Annotated in this window: 22 protein-coding genes; 13 read left to right on the top strand and 9 right to left on the bottom strand. The window is 72.4% G+C overall.

Annotated features, from left to right (window positions below):
* Window positions 1–25: 25 nt before the first annotated feature.
* A complete protein-coding gene (locus HDA43_RS35745) occupies window positions 26–2,179 on the bottom strand; it encodes a protein kinase domain-containing protein (protein ID WP_179818394.1) in 2,154 nt (717 codons plus the stop codon).
* Window positions 2,180–2,495: 316 nt separating this feature from the next.
* Here HDA43_RS35745 and HDA43_RS36290 point away from each other — a divergent pair, with 316 nt between their 5' ends.
* A complete protein-coding gene (locus tag HDA43_RS36290) occupies window positions 2,496–3,416 on the top strand; it encodes a chorismate mutase (protein ID WP_179818393.1) in 921 nt (306 codons plus the stop codon).
* 107 nt (window positions 3,417–3,523) lie between these two features.
* Here HDA43_RS36290 and HDA43_RS04225 read toward each other — a convergent pair whose 3' ends face one another.
* Window positions 3,524–4,915, bottom strand: coding sequence for an amino acid permease (locus HDA43_RS04225; RefSeq protein ID WP_312872985.1), 1,392 nt, complete (start codon window positions 4,913–4,915; stop codon window positions 3,524–3,526).
* A gap of 148 nt (window positions 4,916–5,063) precedes the next feature.
* Here HDA43_RS04225 and dnaE point away from each other — a divergent pair, with 148 nt between their 5' ends.
* The gene (gene dnaE, locus HDA43_RS04220) at window positions 5,064–8,585 is read left to right on the top strand and encodes a DNA polymerase III subunit alpha (protein WP_179818391.1); all 3,522 of its coding nucleotides are present in this window, start codon (window positions 5,064–5,066) and stop codon (window positions 8,583–8,585) included.
* Between the two features lie 127 nt (window positions 8,586–8,712).
* Here dnaE and HDA43_RS04215 read toward each other — a convergent pair whose 3' ends face one another.
* Entirely contained in the window at window positions 8,713–9,645 is a 933-nt protein-coding gene (locus HDA43_RS04215; protein WP_179818390.1) for a CDP-alcohol phosphatidyltransferase family protein, read from the bottom strand.
* 54 nt (window positions 9,646–9,699) lie between these two features.
* Window positions 9,700–9,837 carry a hypothetical protein gene (locus tag HDA43_RS04210; RefSeq protein ID WP_179818389.1) on the bottom strand — a complete coding sequence of 46 codons (138 nt, stop codon included), beginning with the start codon at window positions 9,835–9,837 and terminating at the stop codon, window positions 9,700–9,702.
* 181 nt (window positions 9,838–10,018) lie between these two features.
* Here HDA43_RS04210 and HDA43_RS04205 point away from each other — a divergent pair, with 181 nt between their 5' ends.
* Both HDA43_RS04205 and HDA43_RS04200 read left to right on the top strand, forming a co-directional pair.
* The gene (locus HDA43_RS04205; RefSeq protein ID WP_179818388.1) at window positions 10,019–10,534 is read left to right on the top strand and encodes a SigE family RNA polymerase sigma factor; all 516 of its coding nucleotides are present in this window, start codon (window positions 10,019–10,021) and stop codon (window positions 10,532–10,534) included.
* Window positions 10,521–11,342 (top strand): hypothetical protein, encoded by an 822-nt coding sequence (locus tag HDA43_RS04200; protein ID WP_179818387.1) that lies wholly within the window; start codon window positions 10,521–10,523, stop codon window positions 11,340–11,342. Before HDA43_RS04205 ends, HDA43_RS04200 begins: the two co-directional genes overlap by 14 nt.
* Before the next feature lie 55 nt (window positions 11,343–11,397).
* On the opposite strand, the gene HDA43_RS04195 is transcribed toward HDA43_RS04200, so the two are convergent.
* Both HDA43_RS04195 and tnpA read right to left on the bottom strand, forming a co-directional pair.
* Window positions 11,398–13,692, bottom strand: a complete 2,295-nt coding sequence (locus HDA43_RS04195) for a transglycosylase domain-containing protein (protein WP_312872983.1) — start codon at window positions 13,690–13,692, stop codon at window positions 11,398–11,400.
* Between the two features lie 168 nt (window positions 13,693–13,860).
* Window positions 13,861–14,277, bottom strand: coding sequence for an IS200/IS605 family transposase (tnpA, locus tag HDA43_RS04190; RefSeq protein WP_179818386.1), 417 nt, complete (start codon window positions 14,275–14,277; stop codon window positions 13,861–13,863).
* Between the two features lie 54 nt (window positions 14,278–14,331).
* Between tnpA and HDA43_RS04185 the strand changes: the two genes are divergently transcribed.
* Window positions 14,332–15,564, top strand: a complete 1,233-nt coding sequence (locus HDA43_RS04185; RefSeq protein WP_179818385.1) for an RNA-guided endonuclease InsQ/TnpB family protein — start codon at window positions 14,332–14,334, stop codon at window positions 15,562–15,564.
* Window positions 15,565–15,577: 13 nt separating this feature from the next.
* Here the strand turns inward: HDA43_RS04185 and murA are convergent, their stop codons facing one another.
* Window positions 15,578–16,894, bottom strand: coding sequence for a UDP-N-acetylglucosamine 1-carboxyvinyltransferase (gene murA, locus HDA43_RS04180; RefSeq protein ID WP_179818384.1), 1,317 nt, complete (start codon window positions 16,892–16,894; stop codon window positions 15,578–15,580).
* 107 nt (window positions 16,895–17,001) lie between these two features.
* On the opposite strand from murA, the gene HDA43_RS04175 reads away from it, so the two are divergent.
* Window positions 17,002–17,544 carry a hypothetical protein gene (locus HDA43_RS04175; protein ID WP_312872982.1) on the top strand — a complete coding sequence of 181 codons (543 nt, stop codon included), beginning with the start codon at window positions 17,002–17,004 and terminating at the stop codon, window positions 17,542–17,544.
* A 7-nt stretch (window positions 17,545–17,551) separates the two neighbouring features.
* Here HDA43_RS04175 and HDA43_RS04170 read toward each other — a convergent pair whose 3' ends face one another.
* Both HDA43_RS04170 and ybaK read right to left on the bottom strand, forming a co-directional pair.
* Entirely contained in the window at window positions 17,552–18,946 is a 1,395-nt protein-coding gene (locus tag HDA43_RS04170) for an amidase (protein ID WP_179818382.1), read from the bottom strand.
* Between the two features lie 132 nt (window positions 18,947–19,078).
* Entirely contained in the window at window positions 19,079–19,579 is a 501-nt protein-coding gene (gene ybaK / locus HDA43_RS04165) for a Cys-tRNA(Pro) deacylase (protein ID WP_179818381.1), read from the bottom strand.
* A gap of 99 nt (window positions 19,580–19,678) precedes the next feature.
* Between ybaK and hisD the strand changes: the two genes are divergently transcribed.
* The 7 genes from hisD to priA all read left to right on the top strand — a co-directional run bounded on the left by hisD (window position 19,679) and on the right by priA (window position 24,752).
* Entirely contained in the window at window positions 19,679–20,986 is a 1,308-nt protein-coding gene (hisD, locus tag HDA43_RS04160; RefSeq protein WP_179818380.1) for a histidinol dehydrogenase, read from the top strand.
* Window positions 20,983–22,053 carry a histidinol-phosphate transaminase gene (locus HDA43_RS04155; RefSeq protein ID WP_179818379.1) on the top strand — a complete coding sequence of 357 codons (1,071 nt, stop codon included), beginning with the start codon at window positions 20,983–20,985 and terminating at the stop codon, window positions 22,051–22,053. Before hisD ends, HDA43_RS04155 begins: the two co-directional genes overlap by 4 nt.
* Window positions 22,050–22,667: an imidazoleglycerol-phosphate dehydratase HisB gene (hisB, locus tag HDA43_RS04150; protein ID WP_179818378.1), complete on the top strand. Its 618-nt coding sequence runs from the start codon at window positions 22,050–22,052 to the stop codon at window positions 22,665–22,667. The genes HDA43_RS04155 and hisB overlap by 4 nt, the downstream gene beginning before the upstream one ends.
* 34 nt (window positions 22,668–22,701) lie before the next feature.
* On the top strand, window positions 22,702–22,857 hold the full coding sequence (locus tag HDA43_RS04145) for a CG2302 family histidine operon protein (RefSeq protein WP_179817687.1): 156 nt from the start codon (window positions 22,702–22,704) through the stop codon (window positions 22,855–22,857).
* Window positions 22,851–23,486 carry an imidazole glycerol phosphate synthase subunit HisH gene (hisH, locus tag HDA43_RS04140; RefSeq protein ID WP_312872979.1) on the top strand — a complete coding sequence of 212 codons (636 nt, stop codon included), beginning with the start codon at window positions 22,851–22,853 and terminating at the stop codon, window positions 23,484–23,486. Before HDA43_RS04145 ends, hisH begins: the two co-directional genes overlap by 7 nt.
* Window positions 23,487–23,683: 197 nt before the next feature.
* On the top strand, window positions 23,684–24,025 hold the full coding sequence (locus tag HDA43_RS04135) for a hypothetical protein (protein WP_179818376.1): 342 nt from the start codon (window positions 23,684–23,686) through the stop codon (window positions 24,023–24,025).
* A 4-nt stretch (window positions 24,026–24,029) separates the two neighbouring features.
* Window positions 24,030–24,752 carry a bifunctional 1-(5-phosphoribosyl)-5-((5-phosphoribosylamino)methylideneamino)imidazole-4-carboxamide isomerase/phosphoribosylanthranilate isomerase PriA gene (priA, locus tag HDA43_RS04130; protein WP_179818375.1) on the top strand — a complete coding sequence of 241 codons (723 nt, stop codon included), beginning with the start codon at window positions 24,030–24,032 and terminating at the stop codon, window positions 24,750–24,752.
* Window position 24,753 lies beyond the last annotated feature (1 nt).

Here is a 24,753-nt window from a genome sequence, read left to right as displayed (position 1 = left end):
GCATCGTAGCCCGTCGGGGCGAATCTCACTTTTTCGAGGAGAAGGACTCGGTGAACCCCTTGAAGTAGTGCAGGTTCTCGTCCCACTTCGAAGCGAGGGTGTGCCAGTAGATCGCGTACCCCCGGCCGCCCTTGGTGACGAACCCCCGGTTGATGACCCGGGCCCTGCCCGAGCTCGTGCTCCAGGTGAACTCCCAGTCGGCGGCCTTCTCCATGTAGTCGGTGTTCTCGATGCGGATCCGCTTGTAGCCGGGGAACCTGCCGCGGCTGTAGGACTCCTGGTTCTCCCAGTCCTTCTTGGGGTCGGGTCCGGCCTTGTCGACGTACTCGACGAACACGAAGCTCACCCGGTCGGGGCTGCGGAACCACACCTGCTTGCCGACCCGCTTGTCCTCGTGCCAGCCCTTGGGCAACCCGATGGAGAAGCCGTTGGGGTCCTTGTGCATGCGCCAGCCCGCGGGCAGCGCGGGCTCGTCCTTCTTCTCCTTCTCGTCGTCCTCTCCGCCGGTCTCCGACGCCGAGGGGGACGGGGAGGGGGCGGCGCTCGGGCTCTCGCCGGAGCCCGGGGACTCGGAGGACGTGGGGTCGGAGGTGGGCTGCCGGGACGCCTCGGAGGTCTTCGAGGTGCCGGCGGGCTCGGCCGACCGGCCGGCCCGCGAGGCCGGGGAGCCGCCGTCGTTCTCGGCGCTTCGCATCCCGAGCCACGCCGCGAGCGCCCCGACCAGCAGGATCGCCGGAACGATCAGCAGGGCCCACCGCAGCGCGGACCCGGATCTCCCGCCGTCCCCGGGCGAGGTGGGCAGCATGTCGGACGCCGCGGACGGCGGCACGGTGGGCGGCGCGGACGACGCCGCGGACGCCGCGGACGACACAGTCGGCGGCGCAGACGGCCGGGGCTCCGGCCGGGACCGCGCGGCGGGCTCCCGGCGCGCCGGGGGGACGACGGGCTCCGGCCTGGGCGCCGGAATGGCCTCGCGCGGCCCGGGATCCCGCTCCGGTCGGGCGGCGGGCGCGGGGTCCGGCCCGGCGCGCCGTACCGGCGGGACGGGTTCGCGTCCCGCCTTGGCCGACGGCGCGCGGCCGGTCGGGGCCGGGGTCGCGGGCGGCGCCGGCGCCGGGACGGACGGGACGTCCTCCTCCTCCGCCGGCGCGGTCGTGCCGAGCCTGGCCCCGGTGGACGGCGCGCCGCCCGCCTCCAGGCGGATCTGCGGGTCGGTCGCCGCGGCCGCCGCGTCGTCGGGGGATTCCCGCGCCTCCCGCGCCGCGCGTGGCTCCGGGGCGTCCGGCGTCTCGGCGACCGGCATGACGGTCGTCCTCGCGGGCTCCCGGGACTCCCCGGCAGGCGCGCTCCGCCGGCCGCCCTCGGCGACCTCGCGCAGCATCCGCTCCGCCTCGTCGTACGACAGGCGCCGCGCCGGGTCCTTGCGGAGCAGCCCCTCCAGGGTCGGGGCCAGCCGCCCCGCGCGCACCGGGGGGTCGGGCTCGTCGTTCAGCACGGCGTGCATGGTCGGCAGCGCCCCGCCGCGGTCGTGCGGGGCCCGGCCCTCCACGGCCGCGTACAGCGTCGCCCCGAGGGACCACAGGTCGGACTCGCGCTGGGCGCTGCCGCCCTTGATCCGTTCCGGCGCGATGAACGCGGGCGTGCCCGCGATGCCGGTCATGGTCAGCGCGGTCTCCGCCTCCAGCGTCGCGATGCCGAAGTCGGTGAGGACCACGCGGCCGTCGTCGGCCAGCAGTACGTTCTCGGGCTTGACGTCGCGGTGCAGCACGCCCTGGGCGTGCGCGGCGCGCAGCGCGTCGAGAACCTGGAGCCCTATCTCCGCGACCCGCTCGGGCGGCAGCGGGCCGTCCTGCCGCAGCACCTTGCCGAGGGAACGGGACTCCACCAGCTGCATGACGATCCACGGCCGGCCGTCCTCCTCGACGACGTCGTGGACGACCACCACGTTGGGGTGCGTCAGCCGCCCGGCGGCGCGGGCCTCGCGCTTGGTCCGCCGGTTGAAGTTCTCCTGGTTGTCCTCGCCGAGCGTGTCGGCGTAGCGGACCTCCTTGACCGCGACCTCGCGGTCGAGCAGCTCGTCGTGGGCCCGCCAGACGATGCCCATGCCACCCCGGCCGATGGGTTCGAGCAGGTGGTAGCGGGAAGCAACGCGACGTCCCTCAGGTTGTGCTTCGGCCATCAACCGCACCTACCCCTTTCTAAGCCACCGAATACTCTCACAGGCCAGGTGGGATGATCGACTCTCTCGCGCACTGTTCGTTCGACATATGAGACGAATCTGCTCACCAACTGGCGTGTCGCCGGGAGATGGCCTATCGTCGATGCCATGACATGCCACTTCGCGTTTATCGGGCCGGCTCCGGGGAGCCGGTCGTGACGACGTGACGTAGCGACCTTCCGGAGCCGGCCACAGGCAGAGACCTTGAGATCTCTGCCTTTTTTGTTTCTCCGATCCGCCGGCTCGCGGGGCGCGCCGGCCCAGCCAGGGAGCCGTGATGTTGACCGCAGACTTGGAACGCCGGGCCGTGCGCCTGGGGGCGCTCACCGTGGGAGAGGGGCCCGTCGTGGTGATCGGCGGGCCGGGCGCCGAGGCGCTGCTGCTCGACCTGCGGACCCGCCGGGAGCCGGCGGGCGAGGCGCTGGCCCTGGTCCGGGCCGGGTGGGAGGGCCCGCTCCTCGTCGAGCCGTCCGCCGCGGGCGACCTTCCGGCGATCGCCGCGGCGGCCGACGCGGTGGTGGTCGGCGCGGCCTGGACGCGCGACCTGCCGCTGGTCCGCGCGGCCGCCCGGCTCGGCCTGCCCGTGGTGGTCCAGCGCGGCCCCGCCGCGACGCTGGAGGAGTGGCTGGCCGTGGCCGGGCAGTGCGCGGCCGAGGGCAACGACCGGATCGTGCTGTGCGAGAGCGGCGGCCGGGCGCGCGTCGCGGAGCCGGCCCCCGACCTGGCGTTGCTGCGCGCCGCCCGCGAGAGGTCCGGCCGGCCCGTCGTCGCGGGCCTCGGGAAGGACACGGGCCTGGCCGCGGCGGCGGTCGCCGCCGGCGCCGACGGCCTGCTGCTGTCGCCCGACGTCTCCGGGGAGGCCGTCCGCGGGGCGCTGGAGGCCGCCCGGGTCGTCGGGGCGCTGACCCGCCCGGAGACGCCCGGCTCGATCCCGGCCGCTCGCGGCGCCATCGACCGCGTCGACGCGGCCCTCGCCGTCCTGCTGGAGCGCCGGGTCGGGCTCGCCGGGGTCATCCAGCGGCTCAAGCCGGTCGGCGGCTTCGCCGGCCGCGACCCCGACCGCGAGCGCCGCCTGGTCGCCGAGATGGCCCGCCGCGCCCCCACGCTGGGCGAGGAGCGGCTCGCGCCCATCATGAAGGCCGTCATCGAGGCGGGCCTGCACGTCGCCGAGGAGCGCCGGGCCCCGGACGGGGGCTGACCCGCGCGCCGCGCCGTACGCGGGGGGCTCGCCGTACGCCGTGGGACGCCGTGGGACGCCCCGGGAGCGCGCGCCCGCCGTACACCCGGCGGTGACGGGGCCCGGGATCAGCCGGGCGTGCGGTCGGCCAGCGGGGCCCTGGCGCGGCGGCGGGAACCGACGACGCGCCAGCCCAGGGCGATCGCCACGACCAGGACCGGGACGCAGAAGAAGGCGATGCGCTGGTCGGGGTCGGCGAACGCCATGAGCACCACCACCAGCGCCAGGAAGGCCAGCGTGAGCCAGTTGGTGTACGGCGAGCCGGGCATCCGGAAGGACGGCCGCTCGACGAGGCCCCGCTGGGCGGCGCGACGCAGCCGCAGCTGGCAGTAGACCAGGGTGGCCCAGGTGGTGATCACGCCGAGGGACGCGACGGCGGTGGCGATGTTGAAGGCGCGCTCGGGGACGAAGTAGTACAGCACCACCCCGGCCAGCAGCACCCCCGCGGTGATGAGGATGCCCCCGAAGGGCACGTGACGCGAGCTGAGGCGGCCCGCGACGGCGGGCGCCTCGCCCTTGACCGCCATGGCCCGCAGGATCCGGCCGGTGGAGTACAGGCCCGAGTTGCACGACGACAACGCCGCGGTGATCACGACCAGGTTCATCGCGTCGGCGGCCCAGGGCACGCCGAGGGCGGAGAAGACCGTCACGAACGGGGACTGGCCGGGACCGTAGGACGTCCACGGCAGCGCCATGCACAGCAGCAGCACCGAGCCGACGTAGAAGATCCCGATACGCCAGATCACGCTGTTGATGGCCTTGGGCATGACCTTCTCGGGGTTCCTCGTCTCGCCGGCGGCGATGCCGACCAGCTCGATCGCCGAGTAGGCGAAGACGACCGACTGCAGGCTCATCAGCACCGGCGGGAACCCCATGGAGAAGAAACCGCCGTGCGAGGTGAGGTTGCCGACCCCCGCGGGCGTCCCGCCCACCTTCGTGCCCAGCAGCACGACCGCCAGCCCGACCACCAGGAACGCGCAGATGGCCAGCACCTTCAGCAGCGCGAACCAGAACTCCAGCTCGCCGAAGAGCCGCACCGACAGCAGGTTGACGATCAGCACGAACCCCAGCGCGACGAGCGCGGTGAGCCACCGGGGGAAGTCCGGCGCCCACATCTGCACGTAGATGGAGATCGCGGTCAGCTCGGCGATGCCGGTGAAGGCCCAGTTGACCCAGTACATCCAGCCGCTGGCGAAGGCCGCCCACGGGCCGATGAACTCGGCGGCGTAGTCTACGAAGGAGCCGGAGGTGGGCCGGTGGAGCACCAGCTCGCCCAGGGCGCGCATCACGAAGAAGGCCGCCAGCCCGGCGACCGCGTACGACAGCACCAGCGCCGGCCCGCTCGCCTGCAGGCGCCCGCCGGAGCCCAGGAACAGCCCGACGCCGATGGCGCCGCCGATCGCGATCATCTGCACCTGGCGGTTGCCGAGCGCGGGGCGGTAGCCCTCTTCGGTCTTCACGTGGTCCCCCTGTTTGCCCAGCTCAGATAGGCCATCACTTAAGGTAGCCGAGCGTTGCCCCCGCTTCGGCGCGAGGCGGCACCCGGTGACGGCCCCGACGCGCGTAGGCTTCCCACGCCGAGAAGTGACCAGGGGAGGGAGAGGCCGCATGCCAGACTCGTTTGTCCATCTTCACGTTCACACGGAGTACTCCATGCTCGATGGAGCCGCCCGTCTGAAGCAGATGTTCAAGCAGGTCGGCGACCTGGGCATGCCCGCCATCGCGATCACCGACCACGGCAACATGCACGGCGCCTACGACTTCTACAAGCAGGCCACCGGGGCGGGGATCAAGCCGATCATCGGCATCGAGGCGTACGTCGCCCCGGCATCGCGGCACCAGAAGAAGCCGGTGCTGTGGGGCGAGCCGCACCAGAAGAGGGACGACGTCTCGGCGGGCGGCTACTACACCCACATGACGATCTGGGCGCGCAACGAGCGCGGCCTGAAGAACCTGATGAAGCTCTCCTCCCGGGCCTACACCGAGGGCTTCGTCCGCAAGTGGGCCCGGATGGACGCCGAGATCCTCGCCGAGCACGCCGAGGGCCTGATGGCCACCACCGGCTGCCCGTCCGGCGAGGTGCAGACCCGGCTGCGCCTGGGCCAGTACGACGAGGCCCTCGCCGCCGCGGCGAAGTACCAGGAGCTGTTCGGCAGGGACAACTACTACCTGGAGATCATGGACCACGGGCTCGACATCGAGCGCCGGGTCCGCGACGGCCTGACCCGCATCTCCAGGGAGCTGGGCATCCCGCCGCTGGTCACCAACGACTCCCACTACACCTACGAGTCCGACGCCTCCTCCCACGACGCCCTGCTGTGCATCCAGACGGGCAAGCAGCTGTCGGACCCCGACCGGTTCCGCTTCGACGGCAGCGGCTACTACATCAAGACCGCCGACGAGATGCGCGCCGTCGACTCCTCCGACCTGTGGGCCGAGGGCTGCCGCAACACCCTGCTGGTCGCCGAGAAGGTCGACCCGACCGGCATGTTCGGTTTCAAGAACCTGATGCCGACCTTCCCGGTGCCCGACGGCATGACCGAGGAGGAGTTCTTCCGGCAGCGGGTCTGGGAGGGCATGGAGCGCCGCTTCCCCGAGGGGGTCGACGAGGAGCACCGCGCCTGGGCCGAGAAGGAGCTCGGCGTCATCGTCCAGATGGGCTTCCCGTCCTACTTCCTCGTGGTCGCCGACTTCATCATGTGGGCCAAGAACAACGGCATCCGGGTCGGCCCGGGCCGCGGCTCGGCGGCGGGCTCGCTGGTGGCCTACGCCCTCGGCATCACCGACCTCGACCCGATCCCGCACGGCCTGATCTTCGAGCGGTTCCTCAACCCCGAGCGCGTCTCCATGCCCGACGTCGACATCGACTTCGACGAGCGCCGGCGCGGCGACGTGATCCGCTACGTGACCGAGAAGTGGGGCTCCGACAAGGTCGCGATGATCGCCACCTTCGGCACCATCAAGGCGAAGGCCGCCATCAAGGACGCGGCCCGCGTCCTGGGTTATCCGTACGCGCTGGGCGACCGGGTCTCCAAGGCGTTCCCGCCCGCGGTGATGGGCAAGGACATCCCGCTCTCCGGCATCTTCGACAAGGACCACCCCCGGTACAACGAGGCCGGCGAGCTGCGCAAGCTGTACGAGGAGGACGTCGACGTCAAGGCGGCGGTCGACCTCGGCCGGGGCCTGGAGGGCCTGATCCGGCAGACCGGCGTGCACGCCGCGGGCGTCATCATGTCGTCGGAGGTGCTGACCGACCACATCCCGATCATGCGCCGCGACTCCGACGGCGCGATCATCACGCAGTTCGACTACCCGACCTGCGAGACGCTCGGCCTGCTGAAGATGGACTTCCTGGGCCTGCGCAACCTCACGATCATCGACGACTGCCTCAAGGCCGTCGAGGCCAACACCGGCACCATGATCGACCTGCTCAAGCTGCCGCTGGACGACCGCAGGACCTACGAGCTGCTGGCCCGCGGCGACACCCTCGGCGTGTTCCAGCTCGACGGCGGCGGCATGCGCTCGCTGCTGCGCCTGATGCGGCCGGACAACTTCGAGGACATCTCCGCCGCCCTCGCGCTCTACCGGCCCGGCCCGATGGGCGCCAACTCGCACACCAACTACGCGCTGCGCAAGAACGGCCAGCAGGAGATCATCCCGATCCACCCGGAGCTGGAGGAGCCGCTCAAGGAGATCCTCGACACGACCTACGGCCTGATCGTCTATCAGGAGCAGGTCATGGCCATCGCGCAGAAGGTCGCCGGCTACTCCCTCGGAGGCGCCGACCTGCTCCGCCGCGCGATGGGCAAGAAGAAGAAGTCGGAGCTGGACAAGCAGTACGAGTTCTTCGAGCGCGGCATGAAGGACAACGGCTTCTCCGCCGCGGCCATCAAGTCCCTGTGGGACATCCTGCTGCCCTTCTCCGACTACGCCTTCAACAAGGCCCACACCGCCGGCTACGGCCTCGTCGCGTACTGGACCGGCTACCTCAAGGCCAACTACCCCGCCGAGTACATGGCGGCCCTGCTGACCTCCGTCAAGGACGACAAGGACAAGTCGGCCCTCTACCTCAACGAGTGCCGCCGCATGGGCATCAAGGTGCTCCCGCCGGACGTCAACGACTCCGACTTCGACTTCACCCCGCGCGGCTCCGACGTCCGTTTCGGCCTGTCGGCCATCCGCAACGTCGGCGGCAACGTCGTCGACGGGATCCTGGCCGCGCGCAAGGAGAAGGGCCGCTTCGCCGACTTCAAGGACTTCCTGCGCAAGGTCCCGGCGGTCGTCTGCAACAAGCGCGTCATCGAGTCGCTGATCAAGGCCGGCGCGTTCGACTCGTTCGGGCACGTCCGCAAGGGCCTGGTCCTGGTCCACGAGCAGGCCGTCGACGCGATCATCGACATCAAGAGGAACGAGGCGATCGGCCAGGACTCCCTGTTCGGCGCGGTCGAGGGCGCCGAGGACCAGACCTTCGACGTGCAGATCCCGCCGGGGGAGTGGGACAAGACCACCCTGCTGGCGTTCGAGCGGGAGATGCTCGGCCTGTACGTCTCCGACCACCCGCTGTTCGGCGTGGAGCACATCCTCGCCTCCGGCGCGGACTGCTCGGTCGCCGCGCTCCAGGACGGCGGCCGGCCCGACGGCCAGATCGTCACCGTCGGCGGCATCCTGAGCGGCGTGCAGCGCAAGGTCACCAAGAAGGGCGACACCTGGGTCCTGACCACGCTGGAGGACCTGGAGGGCGCCATCGAGGTGATGGTCTTCCCCTCGACGTACCAGCTCTGCTCGACGATCCTCGCCGAGGACGCGATCGTCTTCGTCAAGGGCCGACTGGACAAGCGCGAGGACGTCGGCAAGATCATCGCGATGGAGGTGACCGCCCCCGACCTCTCGGTCGAGGGCGGCGGCCCCCTGGTCGTCAGCGTGCCGCTCACCCGCTGCACCCCGCCCGTGGTGGGGCGGCTGAAGGAGGTCCTGACCACCCACCCGGGCACCACCGAAGTCCACCTGCAGGTCCACAACGGCCCCCGGACGACCGTCATGCGGCTCGACGACCGCCTGCGCGTCGCCCTGTCCCCGGCTCTGATGGGCGACCTGAAGCAACTCCTCGGCCCGGCCTGCCTGGGCGCCTGAGCCGGGGCGGGCGGGACCGCCGGGATGATCGCCGACCGGCCCGCGCCCGCCGTTTCCGTGCCGGGCGGGACCGCGACGCCCGTGGCCGTCCCCGTACCCGGCGGGGACGGCCACGGGCGTGCTCGGCTCAGCCCACGGTCGCCGGGCGTGCCCGCCGGATCTCGGCCAGGGCGCGGGCGAGGTCCCGTGACGACAGCCAGAGCTTGTACACGATCGCGACCTCGAAGAGGAGCAGCAGCGCCCCCGCGCCGACGGTCACCGGGATGATCCCCCCGGCCGGCGGGCCCACGATGAACACCGCCATCTGGAACTCGATGCCGCTGACGAGGTGGGTGCGGACCCGGTGGTCGCGCAGCCAGTCGCGGATCCGTAGGTACCAGGCGAAACGCGAGCGGAACTCTTGTTGCAGGTCGACGGTTCGTGCCGTACGGATCACGGCCTCCCCGTCGTCGGCGTCGGGGTCGGGGTCGGGGTCGGGGTCGGCGTCGAGACCGGGCTTCCCGGACGGCAGGCCGCCGGTGAGGGCGGCGGGATCGGCCGGAGACGCCTCCCTGATCGCCTTCCGCAGCTTCTGGCGCATCTGGCGCCTGACCTTCCCCACCTGCAGAGCGTCCATGTAGCGGAGCATGTCGAGGAAGACCACCGCGACGCCGAGGAACAGGTACACCTCCTGCCCGCCCACCCGGTACTGGCCTCCCATCAGAGCGAGGGTGCAGGTGAACACGCGGATCCGGTCGAACACGTAGTCGAGCCAGCCGCCCAGGACCGTCCCGGTGCCCTTGAGACGGGCGATCTTGCCGTCCATGCAGTCGAGCACGAAGCTCAGGTGGTAGAGGAACGCTCCGGCGGCCAGCCAGACCCACTCGGCCATCAGGAAGCAGGCGGCCGACCCGAGGCCGAGGACGAAAGCACCCCAGGTGAGCTGGTTCGGAGTGATCGAGGTGCGATTCGCGGTCGCGACCACCAGGCGGCCCGCCACGGGGTCCACGAGGAACACCGTCCACCAGGCGTCCCGCGCCTTGTAGGTCGAAAGCCGCACCTCCTCCAGGGTGAAGGTCATTCCGCCGGCCTCCGGCGGGTAGGGGTCACATCTCTCCCGCGAGGTCGCGGGAACTCATCGGAAATCGTCATCCAGGTCTTCCGCCTCATCGATGTCGTCGTCCTCGTCGAGCGCATGCGTGTCGTCCCCGAAGTGGGGATCGTCGTCGGCTCCGAACAGCGCCGCCATGGCGTCGAGAAACGCATTCGGCATGTGCTCGCCCCCGTTCTGTGGATGCCCCCTGATACATCCGGACGGCCTCCCGGGTTGCCCGTGCGGCGGGATGCTTTCCGGCTCGGGGCCGCCGGCCCTGGTCCGGCGTGTTCTCGGGGGCGCCGGACAACCTTCCGGGCGGTCCGCGTGTACTACCGGGCATGAGATCGGACGAACAGGGATGAGCGGTCCCGACGACGATGGGTTCGCCGCGTTCGTCGCCGCGCGGGGCACCAGCCTGCTGCGCGTCGCCCACCTCGCGTGCGGTGACGAGCGGGAGGCCGAGGACCTGCTGCAGACGGCGCTGGAGCGGACGTACCGCAGGTGGGACCGGGTGTGGCACGACAACCCGGAACCGTACGTCCGCCGCGTCATCGTCAACGCCGCCATCAACCGCGCCCGGCGCCGGGCGATCCTGCGGATCCTGCCCACCCACACCCCGCCCGAGAGGCCGGCCCGGGAGGTCGACCTCGACCTGCGCGGGATGCTCATGGACGCCCTTCGCGCGCTGCCGCCCCGGCAGCGCGCGGTGATCGTCCTGCGCTACTGGGAGGACCTCGGCGAGGCGCAGACGGCCGAGATCCTCGGCTGCTCGACGGGCACGGTGAAGAGCCAGGCGTCGAAGGCGCTTGCGAAGCTCAGGACGGCCATCGGCCACGAGTCACTGGAAGGAGTGCTCGAAAGTGCCCACTCTTGAGGAGATCCTGCGCCGGGCCATGGCGGAGGAGACGCGGGAGCTGCATGCCGCGCCGGACCTGGCCCGGCGCGTCATGCGTTCCGGCCGCGGCGGGAACGCCGGACGGGCCGGACGGGCCGGGCGCGGCGCGCTGGCCGCCGCGGTGGCCGTGGTCGCGGCGGTGGTCCCGGTCCAGCTGTTCCTCACCCGGGGCCCCGCGCCGGCGCCGGTGGCCGGTGAGCTCTCCACCGTCGCCACCGGTCAGGCCGGCGGCTCCCGCGTCTTCAACGAACGGGTCCTCGGCCACGTCAAGGTCGTCTACCTGTCCCCGCGGCTGCACTGGACCCACTGGTGGGAGGACCGGGCGGAGGAGTACACCACCACCTGGAACTACGACGGCGACGAGAACGGCGCCTACTGCGTCCAGATCCTCATCCGCGAGGGGAGGGCGGCCGGGGAGTTCGATGAGCGCCTGCGGGACTACCGCGACCGGAGCACGGGCGAGGAGGTGACCATCGGCGACCGTACCGCGTACCTGGTGACGCAGTGGGTCGGCGGGGACGAGGGGCCGAGCACCCCGTCCCTCCTCCTCGACATGGGAGGCACGCGGCGGGCCGAGGTGATGTTCAGCCCGTCCTACGCCGAGGACCTCGGCGGCCCGGAGGCGGTCGAGCGCGAGCTGCGGAGGATCGGCGAGGGGCTCACGTCCATGGACCAGCCCGCCCCACCGGACGGGACCGTCGCGTCCGCGGAGCCGGCTCCGTCGGCCGGGCCCGTGACACCGGACGACTCCCCGGACGGTTCCGCCCCGCCTTCCCCCGCCGGGTGAGCCCGCCCGGACCCCGGGCGGGGAGGGGGACCGGCGGGGGCGGGCGCGTGGCGGGTCAGCCGTGGTCGCGCCGCCAGCGGCGCCACTCCTCCCGCCAGACCCGGTAGGCGCGCTCGGCCGAGAACGGGTCCCGGTGGCCGCGCCACCACCGGCCCTCCCGGCGGCCGATGGGCTCCCGCCCGCCGTCGCGCCGCCCGCCGTCCCGGCCGGCCTCCTCCCGCCGCTTCTTCTCGGCCTCCTCGGCCTTCTCCAGGCCCGGGGTGTGCCCGCCGCCGAAGCGCCGCATGTCGGGGGCGTGGAAGTGCCGCTCGGGGACGCCGCGCAGCGCGGCCTCCATGGAGGCCACCCAGATGGGGCCCGGCAGGGAGGCGCCCTGGACCTGGCCGTAGTACTCGCCGCCGATCGTCACGTCGCGCAGCGGGTAGCGGTAGGAGCCGCGGATGTCGCCCAGACTGACCGCCGCGGCCAGGTCGGGGGTGTAGCCGGCGAACCACGCCGAGGTGTAGCCGTTGTTGGTGCCGGTCTTGCCCGCCGCGTCCCGGCCGATGCCCTGCCCCGTCATGGTGCCCTTGGTGAACACCCCCGACAGCACGTGGTTGACCGCGTCGGCCAGGTAGGGCTCGATGGCCCGGCCGCAGCTCGGCGGCACCTCGATGCGCCGGCCCCCCTGCTCGGCGATCTCGGTGATCGCCATCGGATGGCAGTACCGGCCCCGGGCGGCGAACGCGGCGAACGCCGCCGCGACCGTCACCGGGTCCATCTCGTTCACCCCGAGGGTGAAGGTCGGCACCTCGCGCAGGGGTTTGCCGTCCGCGCGGGCGACGCCGAGCGACTTGGCCGTCGTGACCACGTTGCACAGCCCGACCCGCTGCTCCAGCATCATGTAGAAGATGTTCACCGACTTCCACGTGCCGGTGGAGATGCTGTACGGCCCGCCGGTCCCCTCCCCGCTGGCGTTGAGGATCTCGGCGCCGGGGTCGTTGACCTTGCGGCCCCGGCAGTCGACGAAACCGTGGTCGGGGGTGAAGCTCCCCGGGGTGTCGAAGCCGTCGTCGAACCGCCAGCCCTGCTTCAGCGCGGTGGCCAGGGTGAACGCCTTGAAGGTCGACCCGGCCTGGAAGCCCATGCCGCCGCCGTGCGCCACGTCGGCCGGCAGGTTGTAGGTGGTGCGGGGCCCGTCGTTTGCGTTGCCGGAGTTGCGGCCGTACTTCTTGCTGGCCGCCATCGCCCGGATCCGCCCCGTCCCCGGCTCCACCATGGCCTCGGCCGCGACCTCGGTGTCCCTGGTCCCGACCCGCGCGGAGATCGCCCGCTGCGCGGCCCGCTGGGCGACCGGGTCCAGCGTGGTGCGCAGCACGATGCCGCCCCTGGCCAGGCGGCGTTCCCGCTCGGCGCGGCCGGCGCCGAAGACGGGGTTGTTCAGCAGCTCCCGGTGCACGTACAGGCAGAAGTACGGGTAGTCGCTGCCCGCGCACCCGCCGGGCTCGGACTTCAGCCGGATCCGCAGCGGGGACCGCTTGGCCTCCTCGGCCTGCGCCCAGGGGACCATGCCGAGCTGGGCCATCCGGTCCAGCACGATGTTCCGGCGCTCACGCAGCCGCGTCCGCCGCTGCCTGCCCAGCGACGGGTCGGTGGCGTACGGCGTGCGCACCGCCCCGGCCAGCGTCGCGGCCTGCCGCAGGTTCAGCTTCGAGGCCGGGATGGAGAAGAACCGCTGGGCCGCCGCCTCCACCCCGAACGCCCCCGCGCCGAAGTAGGCGATGTTGAGGTAGCGCTCCAGGATCTCGGCCTTGCTGTACTTCTTCTCCATCGCCAGCGCGTACCGCAGCTCGATGATCTTCCGTTTGAGGTTCGGCGCCCTGGCCTGGTCGCGCTCGGCGTCGGTCTCGGCGTTCTCCACCAGGATGTTCTTGACGAGCTGCTGGGTGAGCGAGGAGCCGCCCTGCCGTACCCCGCCGGCCTGGGTGTTGGCGATCAGCGCCCGCAGCGTCCCCTTGACGTCCAGGCCCGCGTGCTCGTAGAAGCGCGAGTCCTCGATCGCCACGATCGCCTGCCGCATGACCGGCGCGACCCGCTCCAGCGGCACGATCGTGCGGTTCTCCGTGTAGAACTGCGCGAACTTGCGGCCGTTGCGGTCCAGCAGGACCGTCCGCTGGGGGAGCGGCTCCTCGTGCGGGCTGGGCGGCAGGTCGAGCAGCGTGGCGGCCACCTCGTTGCTGGCCAGACCGGCGCCGCCCGCCAGCGGCAGCACCGCGACGGCGGACAGCAGCCCGCCGAGCACACCGCAGATGAGCAGGCCCCGCAGGCAGGCGATGAGGCTTCGTCTCACCTCCGGTGGTGGCGATGTCACGCATAGTAACGTGCGTCCGGTTGATCAAAGCCAAACGTCCGGCCGGAAGAATTTACCGGGAATCCGGAGAAAGTCTCGACCTTCAGGCCGGGGATGAATCCGGCCCCCGGCAGGGGATGGCCCGGCGGAGCCGGGACAGAGCGGAGCGCGAAGCGCGGATTGGTGACCTCAGGCCGGTCGGCGCTGCTGTTCGATGTAGGCCTTGATGATGGTCAATGGTGCGCCGCCGCAGGACGCGGCGAGGTAGGACGGCGACCAGAAGTGGCCGTGCATGATGGCCCGGTTGACCCGCCCAGTGAACTCTTTTCGCAGGTAGTGCGAGGAGGCGCCTTTGAGGGAGTTGACCAGTTTGCTGATGGAGACCTTGGGCGGGTAGTGCACGAGGAGGTGCACATGGTCGTCTTCGCCGTTGAACTCGCGCAGTTCGGCTGCGAAGCTGTGGCACGCCTCGACCATGATGTCTTCGCAGCGGCGGAGCATCGCGTCGTCGAACACGTTCCGCCGGTATTTGGTGACAAAGGCCAGATGGGCGTGGAGTGCGGAAACAACGTGTCGCCCGCGACGGTATTCGGCTGCGTTGGTCATAGACCATACGATAATGTGTTCGATTCAGGGGGTTGATCAGGAAGGGGGCGGCACGTGCTGACCGGTCGTCGCTACCGCCTGGACCTGACCCCTGTCCAGGCCGCTTTCGCTGAGCAGGTCGGCGGGATCTGCCGGTCGGTGTGGAACACCGCCCTGGAGCAACGCCGGGAGTATCGGCGACGCGGGGCGTTCATCGGCCACGCCACCCAGTGCGCGCAACTGGCAGAGGCCAAACGGGATTTCCCCTGGCTCGCTGATGCCCCCTCGCAAGTGCTCCAGCAGACGCTCAAGGACCTGGAGCAAGCCGTGAAGGCCCACGGGACGTGGAAGGTCCGCTGGCGCTCGGTGCGGCGGTGGAAGCCGTCGTTCCGGTTCCCCGACGCCAAGCAGATCGTCATGGAACGGATCAGCCGCCGCTGGGGCCGGGTGAAGCTACCGAAGTTCGGATGGGTGCGGTTGCGCTGGTCACGCCCGCTCGGCGGCACTCTGCGCTCAGCCACGGTCTCCCGTGACGGCCGCCACTGGTTCGTCTCCTTCCTCGTCGAAGACGGGCAGGCCACCCCCGAGGCGCACCCTGGCCCGGCGGTGGGTGTCGACCGGGGAGTTGTGGTCGCCGCCACCACGAGCGACGGCGACTTCCACGACCGGCCGTTCATCACCTCCGGTGAAGCGCAGCGGTATCGCCGCTTGCAGCAGCAACTCGCCCGCACGCGCAAGGGCTCCAACCGGCGTGGGACGGTGGTCGCGAAGATCGGCACGGTCATGCGGCGGGTCCGATCCCGCCGCGCGGACTTCAACGCACAGCTCGCCGCGACGCTCACCAGCCGGTACGGCACGGTCGTGCTGGAAGACCTGCGGACGCGGAACATGACGATGTCCGCGAAGGGCACCGTCGAGCAGCCCGCATCGGGGGGCGCCCAAAAGTCTGGCCTCAATCGGGCGATCTTGGATAAGGGCTGGTACGGGCTCGAACTCGCCGTCACCTCGGCCTCCCGCTACACGGGCACGAAGATAATCAAGGTCCCGGCGGCGTACACGTCCCAGACGTGCTCAGCGTGCAAGGCGGTGGATGCGGCATCGCGCGAGAGCCAAGCGCGGTTCGCCTGCACCTCCTGCGGCCATCGCGAGCACGCCGATGTGAACGCGGCCAAGAACATCAAGGCGGCAGGGCATGCCGTGTCAGGGCGTGGAGACCTCGGGGCTACCCGGTCTGTGAAGCGTCAACCACCTCGGCCACGAGCGCGGCAGCATGCCGCGCCGGCGGCACGGGGAATCCCGGTCCTTTAGGGCCGGGAGGAAGTCAACGTTCGGGGGCGTTCTCCCTGCTGATCTTCAGCCCGAGGGAGGCGAACTGCTCGAACGGGCGGTGGTATCCCCGCTCGATGTGGTGCACCCCGCGCAGCGTGGAGGTGCCCTCCGCCGCCGCGCCCGCCAGCACCGCCGAGAAGCCCGCCCGGATGTCGGGCAGCGTCACGTCGGCGCCGCGCAGCTTCGACACGCCGCGCACGACCGCCGAGTGCTTGGCGTTGGTGTCGTGGTAGCGGCACGCGGGACCGCCCAGGCACACGTCGAAGACCTCGATCTCGCAGCCCATCTTCTGCAGCGCCGGCACGTAGACCAGGCGGTTCTCGAACACCGTCTCGTGCAGCACGGACATGCCCTGGGCCTGGGTGAACAGCACCATCAGCGGCGTCTGCCAGTCGGTCATGAACCCCGGGTGGGTGTCGGTCTGCACCGCCGCCGCCCGCAGGCCGTCCGGGGCCGAGGCCGACACGTAGTCGTCGGTGATGTCCAGCTCGGCGCCCATCCGCGCCAGGGTGGTGATCGCGGTGACCAGGCGGTCCTGGGGGCAGCCGTGCACCCGCACCTCGCCGCCGGTGATGAGCCCGGCCGCGAGGTAGGAGAACGCCTCGATCCGGTCGCCGTTCAGCCAGGTGGACGCGCCGCGCAGCCGCTCCACGCCCTCGATCACGATGCGCCGGTCCGGGCTGAGCTCGATGCGCGCGCCCATGCGCTGCAGGAACAGGGCGAGCTCGACGACCTCGGGCTCCATGGCCGCGCCCTTGAGGACGGTCTTGCCCTCGGCCAGCACCGCTGACATCAGGATCGTCTCCGTCGCGCCCACGCTCGGGTACGGGAGCTCCAGCCGGGTGCCGCGCAGCCGCTTGGCCTTGGCGTAGACCCCGGTGTCGCTCACCTCCACCTCGGCGCCCATCGCGCGCAGCGCCTCGACGTGGTAGTCGACGGGCCGCCGCCCGATCGGGTCGCCGCCGACCAGCGGCACGAACGCCTCACCCGCCAGGTGCAGCAGGGGGCCCAGCATCAGGATGGGGATCCGGTTCAGACCGGTGAACGCCGCCGGGACGTGCGGGTTGATCTGCTCCCCCTGGGCGATGGTGATCGCCCGGGAGGTGATCTCCACGTCGATGCCCAGCGCCCGCAGCATCCTCGCGGTGATCTCCACCTCGCCCACCTCGGGGGCGTTGTGGATCGTGCTCTCCCCGATGCCGAGCATCGCGGCGACCATGTGCTTGGACACGCCGTTCTTCGACCCGCGGACCTCGACGTCGCCCCGTAGCGGTCCGGAGGGTTCGATCAGCCATACCTCTTCGCTCACCCGGACAGCGTAACGGGATTCGCCCCCGCTCACCGGGAGCACCGGGCGGGTCATGGGTAACATCGGGCGCATCAGTACAGAGGGTGAGGGGAACCACATTGCGACACGTGCGTGACTTCGCCGTCACCGTGCTGGCGCTTGCGGCGCTGGGCGCGGCGGCCGGTGCGGTGTGGTCGCTGCTGGCCCCCCGCCCGCCGTACGCGGTGACCGGACAGGGCAGGGTCCTGGCCGACCCGACCACCCAGGCCCTCATCGCGGCCGACGGCTGGTTCGCCGTCGTCACCGGCGTCCTGGGCCTGGCCTGCGGCGTCGCCGGATACGCGCTGTCGCGCCGGCGCCGCCCGGTCGCGGTGGTGCTCGGCCTGGCCGCGGGCGGCCTGCTCGGCTCCCACCTGGCGCTGGCGGCCGGCCGGGCGCTGAACCTCGGCGCGGCGGACGTCGCCGGCTCCGGGCCGGCGGGGGTGCAGCTGGTGCCGGGGCCGCTGAACCTCACCGCCCACGGCGTGCTCTACATCTGGCCGACGCTCGCCGCCGGCCTGTTCTTCGCGCTGGAGGCCGTCGCCGGCTACCGCGACTCGCCGCTGCGCCGCCCCTTCGGCGGCGAGGAACCGTACGGCCCGCTACCCGGCTACGGCCCGCTGGACCGCTGACCCCGCGTCAGCGGCAGGGCGGGCGGCGCAGGCCGTGGCCGGTGGCCTGTTCGAAGGCGCGGGCCAGCCGCAGCACCCGCAGGTCGGCGAAGGGCCGTCCGACGAACTGCACGCCCACCGGCAGCCCGCCGGAGGTGAAGCCGCACGGCACCGACGCGGCCGGGGCGTGCAGCACGCTGATCCAGTAGGCCGAGCGCATCCACGCCAGGTAGTCGGGCATCACCTGCCCGGCGACCTCCGAGACGTACGGCTGCTCCACCGGGAACGGCGGCACCTGGCTGACCGGCGCGACCAGGAGGTCGTAGGTCTCGAAGAAGTCGTTCATCCGCCGGTACAGGCCGCTGCGCAGCCGCTCGGCCCTGGCCAGGTCGGCGCCGGTCACCTCGCGGCCCCGCTCGACGTTCCAGCGGACGTTCTCCCCGAGGCCGCCGGGCGGCAGGTCGCCGTAGGACAGCGCGTAGTACCAGGCCCGGTAGATCCGGAAGGCGTCCTCCGCGTCGGAGAGGTCCAGGTCCACCTGCTCCACCCGGGCGCCCAGGCCCTCCAGCACCCGCGGCGCCTCCGCGGTGACCTTCGCGATCTCCGGGTCCACCGGCAGACCGCCCAGGTCGGGGCTCCAGGCGATCCGCACGCCGGACAGGTCCTCCTCGCCCCAGGGGCCCGCGAAGACCGCGCCGCTCTCGGCGATCGACAGCGGGGAGGCGGGGTCGAACCCGGCCACCGCGCTCATCATCAGCGCGAGGTCGTCCACGGTGCGGGCCATCGGTCCGGGCACGCCGAGGGTGAACCACGCCGCGGCGTCCGAGGTGGACGGCACCCGCCCCGGCGTGGGCCGCAGCCCCACCACGTTGCAGAACGAGGCCGGGTTGCGCAGCGAGCCGCCCATGTCGGAGCCGTCGGCCAGGGCGACCATCCCGCTCGCCAGGGCCGCCGCCGCGCCGCCGCTGCTGCCGCCCGCCGACCTCGACAGGTCGTACGGGTTGCGGGTGGCGCCGAACAGCGCGTTCACGGTGTGCGAGCCGGTGCCGAACTCCGGCGTGTTGGTCTTGCCGACCGTGATCGCCCCGGCCGCGCGCATCCGGCGCACGATGGGCGCGTCGGCGGCGGGGACGTGGCCGGCGAACAGCGGCGAGCCGTACGTGGTGCGGATCCCGGCGGTGTCGGCGAGGTCCTTGTGCGCGACGGGCAGGCCGTGCAGCGGCCCGCGCCAGTGGCCGCGCGCCAGGTCGCGGTCGGCCTCCCCGGCCTCCCGCAGGGCGCGTTCGGCCACCAGCGTGACGATCGCGTTGACGCGCGGGCCGACCTCCTCGATCCGGCGCAGGTGGGCCTCCAGCAGCTCCACCGCGCTGATCTCGCGGGCGCGCAGCAGCCGGGCCATCTCGACGGCGGTCAGGTAGATCATTGTCTCCCCCGATCGTGTGCGGTCCCGCCCGGAGTCTGGCCCGGGGGGACCGCCGAGGGCACCGGCAACCCTCGACAACGCGCGGGACCGGGCGTCAGCCCGTCTCGCCGGTGGGCGCGGCGGCCGTCCGGGTCAGCCCGTCTTGCCGATGGGCGCGGTGACCGCCTTGGTCAGGCGGACCAGCTCCGCGGGGGCCGTCTCGATCTGCAGCCCGCGCCGCCCGGCCGAGAAGTAGATCGTCTCGAAGCCCAGGGCCGAGTCGTCGACCACCGTCGGCAGCGGCCTGCGCTGGCCCAGCGGGCTGATCCCGCCCACGACGTAGCCGGTGACGCGCTCGACCTTGGCGGCGTCGGCCATCGCGGCCCGCTTGCTCCCCAGCGCCGCGGCGAACGCCTTGAGGTCGAGTTTGCCCGCCACCGGCACCACCGCGACCGCCAGGCCGCCCTCGACCTCGGCCACGAGCGTCTTGAAGATCCGCTCGTACGGCACGCCGAGCGCGTCGGCCGCCTCCTCGCCGTAGGCCTGGGCGTTCGCGTCGTGATCGTAGGGGTGGAGGGTGAAGCCGATCCCCGCCTTGGCCAGCGTGATCGTCGCCGGGGTGCCCTGGCCGCCCTTGCTCCTGCTCTTGCTCACGGGCGGAGTCTAGTGTCTGCTAGAAATCTACATCGTAAAGGCGATGTCCGGATGCCGGACGGAACCCCGGCCGGTGGCGGGCATCCGTAGACTGGACGGGTGATTTCCCGTACCGACCTGCGCGGAGTCCTCCCGGAGGACCTGCGAGACGTGCTGCCCCGTGCCGAGCTCGACGTCGAAGCCGCCCTGGAGAAGGTGCGGCCGATCTGCGAGGACGTGCATCATCGCGGGGCCGAGGCGGTGCGGGAGCTGACCGCGAGGTTCGACGGCGTCGAGCTCACGTCCACCCGTGTCCCGGCAGAGGCGATCGCCGCCGCGCTGGAGTCGCTGGACCCGCGGGTCCGCCAGGCGCTGGAGGAGTCGATCCGCCGCGCCCGGCTGGTCCACCGCGACCAGCGGCGCTCCGACGTCACCACGCGGGTGGTGCCCGGCGGCACGGTGACCGAGCGCTGGGTGCCGGTCGACCGCGTGGGCCTCTACGTACCGGGCGGCCGGGCGGTGTACCCCTCCAGCGTGGTGATGAACGTGGTGCCCGCGCAGGAGGCCGGGGTGGCCTCGCTGGCGGTCACCTCGCCCGCGCAGCGGGAGTTCGGCGGGCTGCCGCACCCCACGATCCTGGCCGCGTGCGCGCTGCTCGGGGTGGACGAGGTGTACGCCGTGGGCGGCGCGCAGGCGGTGGCGATGTTCGCCTACGGCACCGAGGAGTGCCGGCCGGCCACCATGGTCACCGGTCCGGGCAACATCTGGGTGGCGGCGGCCAAGCGGCTGCTCAAGGGCCGCATCGGCATCGACTCCGAGGCCGGGCCCACCGAGATCGCGATCCTGGCCGACCGCACGGCCGACCCGGTGCACGTCGCGGCCGACCTGATCAGCCAGGCCGAGCACGACACGATCGCCGCGGCGGTGCTGGTCACCGACTCGGCGGAGCTGGCCGACGCGGTGGAGCGCGAGCTGCCCCGGCAGGTCGCCGCGACCAAGCACTCCGAGCGGATCACCGAGGCGCTGGCGGGCCGGCAGTCGGGGATCCTCCTGGTGGACGACATGGAGGCGGGCCTGCGGGTGGTGGACGCCTACGCCGCCGAGCACCTGGAGATCCAGACCGCCGACGCCGCGGCGCTGGCCGCGCGGGTCCGCAACGCCGGTGCGATCTTCATCGGCCCCTACGCCCCGGTCTCGCTCGGCGACTACCTCGCCGGGTCCAACCACGTGCTGCCCACCGGCGGCTGCGCCTGCCACTCGTCGGGCCTGTCGGTGCAGACCTTCCTGCGCGGCATCCACGTCGTGGACTACAGCCGCGAGGCCCTCGCCGAGTCCGCCGCGCACGTGTGCGTGCTGGCCGACGCCGAGGACCTCCCCGCGCACGGCGCGGCGGTCCGTGCCCGGTTCGACTGGGAGATCCCCTCATGAGGCTCGAAGACCTGCCGATCCGCGACGACCTGCGGGGGATGTCGCCGTACGGCGCCCCGCAGATCGACGTCCCGGTCCGGCTCAACACCAACGAGAACCCCTACGGCCCGTCGGAGGCGCTGGTCGCCGACCTGGCCGAGGCGGTACGGCGCGGCGCGGGTGAGCTCAACCGCTACCCCGACCGCGACGCGACGGCGCTGCGCGCGGACCTGGCCGCCTATCTCGGGCACGGCCTGACCGGTGAGCGGGTGTGGGCGGCCAACGGCTCCAACGAGGTGATCCAGCAGATCCTGCTGGCCTTCGGCGGGCCGGGCCGTACCGCGATGGGCTTCGAGCCCTCCTACTCGATGCACCGGCTCCTGTCCCTGGGCGCCTCGACCGAGTGGGTCCCGGCGGCGCGCGAGGACGACTTCGGGATCGACCCGGACAAGGCCGTGGCGGCGATCGAGGAGCACCGGCCCGCCATCGTGTTCCTGACCTCGCCGAACAACCCGACCGGCACCGCGCTGGACCCGGAGGTGGTCGCGCGGATCGTGCGGGCGGCGCCGGGCATGGTGGTGGTGGACGAGGCGTACTTCGAGTTCGCCCGGACCGGCACCCCGTCGGCGCTGACCCTGCTGCCGGACCACCCCAGGCTCATCGTCACGCGGACGATGTCGAAGGCGTTCGCGATGGCGGGGACCCGGCTGGGTTACCTCGCGGCCGACCCGGCGGTGATCGAGGCGCTGCTGCTGGTGCGCCTGCCGTACCACCTGTCGACGCTCACCCAGACGGCGGCGCGGGTGGCGCTGTCCCACGGCCGCGAGCTGCTCGGCACGGTCGACGCGCTGCGGGCCGAGCGCGACGCCACGGTGACGTGGCTGCGCGGCAGGGGTCTCGCGGTCGCCGACTCGGACGCCAACTTCGTGTTGTTCGGCGGGTTCGACGACCGTCACGCGGTCTGGCAGGCCCTCCTGGACCGGGGGGTGCTGATCCGGGAGGTGGGCCCGCCCGGGTGGCTGCGGGTTTCGATCGGTACGAGCGAGGAGATGGCGGCGTTCCGCGCCGCCCTGGAGGAGATCCTGTGAGCAGTCCCGCCGGAGACGTCCCGGAGCGCCGCGGCCGGGTGGAGCGCGGCACCAAGGAGACCTCGGTGCTGGTGGAGGTCAACCTGGACGGCACCGGGCAGGTCGAGGTGTCCACGGGCGTGGGGTTCTACGACCACATGCTGAACCAGCTCGGCAAGCACGGCCTGTTCGACCTGATCGTGAAGACCGAGGGCGACCTGCACATCGACTCCCATCACACGATCGAGGACACCTCGATCGCGCTGGGCGTGGCGTTCCGCGAGGCCCTGGGCGACAAGTCGGGCATCCGGCGGTTCGGCAGCGCGTCGTGCCCGCTGGACGAGGCGCTGGCGCAGGTCACGGTCGACCTGTCGGGGCGCCCGTACCTCGTGCACACCGAGCCCGCGGGCATGGCCCCGATGATCGGCCCCGACTACGACACGACGATGACCCGGCACATCCTGGAGTCGTTCGTCGCGCAGGCCGCGATCTGCCTGCACGTCCACGTCCCCTACGGCCGCAACGCCCACCACATCGTGGAGGCGCAGTTCAAGGCGCTGGCCCGGGCGCTGCGCGAGGCGTCGGAGTTCGACCCGCGCGCCAGCGGGGTGCCGAGCACCAAGGGTGTCCTGTGACCCTCGCGGGCCCCGCGGGCGCGGGGGAGGGCTCGTGAGCGACAACTGGACGGCCGTCGCCATGGCCTTCGTGGCGCTGTTCCTGGTCGGCGGGATCGTCTCGTTCTACAAGCAGGGGCTGAAGAAGGGCGCGCTGCTGCTGGCCGTCCTGGCGGCGATGGCGACGACGGCGGCGGTGCTGTGGTGGTGAAGAAGGTAACGGTCCTGGACTACGGATCGGGCAACCTGCGTTCGGCCGAGCGGGCGCTGGCCCGCGTCGGCGCCGAGGTGACGGTGACGTCCGACTACACCGCGGCGATGGAGGCCGACGGCCTCGTCGTCCCGGGCGTCGGCGCGTTCGCCGCCTGCATGGCGGGGCTGCGCGGGGTGCGGGGCGACCAGATCATCGACCGGCGGCTGGCCGCGGGCCGGCCGGTGCTGGGCATCTGCGTCGGCATGCAGATCCTGTTCGGCACGGGCGTCGAGCACGGGGTGGTCACCGAGGGCTGCGGCGAGTGGCCGGGCACGGTCGAGCGCCTTGAGGCGCCGGTCCTGCCGCACATGGGGTGGAACACGGTCGCGGTGCCGGAGGGCAGCGTGCTGTTCGCCGGGATGGACCCCGGCACCCGGTTCTACTTCGTCCACTCCTACGGCGTGCGGTCCTGGGACATGCCGGTGGGCGACGGCTTCACCCCGCCCCTGGTCACCTGGGCCGAGCACGGCACGCCGTTCGTCGCGGCGGTGGAGAACGGCCCGCTGTCGGCGACCCAGTTCCACCCGGAGAAGTCCGGCGACGCCGGCGCCCAGCTGCTGGCCAACTGGCTCGGCGGCCTCGGGTGAGCGGCCGGGCAGGCGAGGCGGGTGTCCGCCGCGAACCGCTGTGGGCGGCCGGTGGCCGCGGGTAGGGTCGGTCACGGTGAGTCGCGGCCGATCACTCCCGGTTCCGTACGGCTCCCGCGGCCTCCCGTGCGGTCCTCGCGGTCTTCCGCGTGGTCCCCGGGCCCCGCTGCGGGGCCGGTGGACCGGGGCGGGCCGCGGTGAGCAGGGAACGCGCCCGGCGCAGGGCCGAGCGGGAGGCCGAGCAGGCCCGCCAGGCGACGCTCCGCGCGGAGCGGGAGGCCCGGCTGGCCCGGCGGCGCCGGCGGATCGGCAGGGTCACCGCCCCGCTGCGCCGCAGGCCCGTCCGGATCGCCGCGCAGGGCGGCATCCGGGCCCGCCGTCGCCGGGCGCAGAACGGCGTGGTCGCGGTCCTGTTCCTCGTCGTGCAGGTGATCGCCTGGCTGCTGTGGTCCTCGTGGGCCGCGCGGCTGGGCGTGCTGGTGCTCTCGGCGCTGTTCGCGCCGCTTTTCGTCATCCTTGTCTTCGACCGGAGGTCCTGATCAGATGTCGCTAGAGTTGCTGCCCGCCGTGGACGTCGCAGACGGGCAGGCGGTCCGCCTGGTCCAGGGGGAGGCGGGCACCGAGACCTCCTATGGCGACCCCCTCTCGGCGGCGCTCGCCTGGCAGGAGGCCGGCGCGGAGTGGGTCCATCTGGTCGATCTGGACGCCGCTTTCGGCCGGGGCTCCAACCGTGAGCTGGTCGCCACCGTCGTGGGCGCGCTCGACGTCAAGGTCGAGCTGTCCGGCGGCATCCGCGACGACGCCTCCCTGGAGGCCGCGCTGGCCACCGGCTGCCGCCGGGTGAACATCGGCACCGCCGCCCTGGAGAACCCCACCTGGTGCGCCAAGGCCATCGCCCGCTACGGCGAGCGGATCGCGGTCGGCCTCGACGTCCGGGGCACCACCCTGGCCGGCCGGGGCTGGACCAAGGAGGGCGGCGACCTGTGGGAGGTGCTGGAGCGCCTGGAGGCCGACGGCTGCCCCCGCTACGTGGTGACCGACGTGACCAAGGACGGCACGCTGCGCGGCCCCAACCTCGACCTGCTGCGGGAGATCTGCGCCCGCACCGACAGGCCGGTGGTGGCCAGCGGCGGCGTGTCGTCGCTGGACGACCTGCGGGCCCTGGCCGCGCTGACGCCGATCGGCGTCGAGGGCGCGATCGTGGGCAAGGCCCTGTACGCGCAGGCGTTCACCCTGGAGGACGCGCTGGCGGCGGTGAGATCCTGAC

This window comes from Streptosporangium sandarakinum, from assembly GCF_013409935.1.
Classification (GTDB): Bacteria; Actinomycetota; Actinomycetes; order Streptosporangiales; family Streptosporangiaceae; genus Streptosporangium; species Streptosporangium nondiastaticum.
Note: the sequence above shows the minus strand (reverse complement) of the source record. Positions and strands in the feature narration are given on the sequence as shown.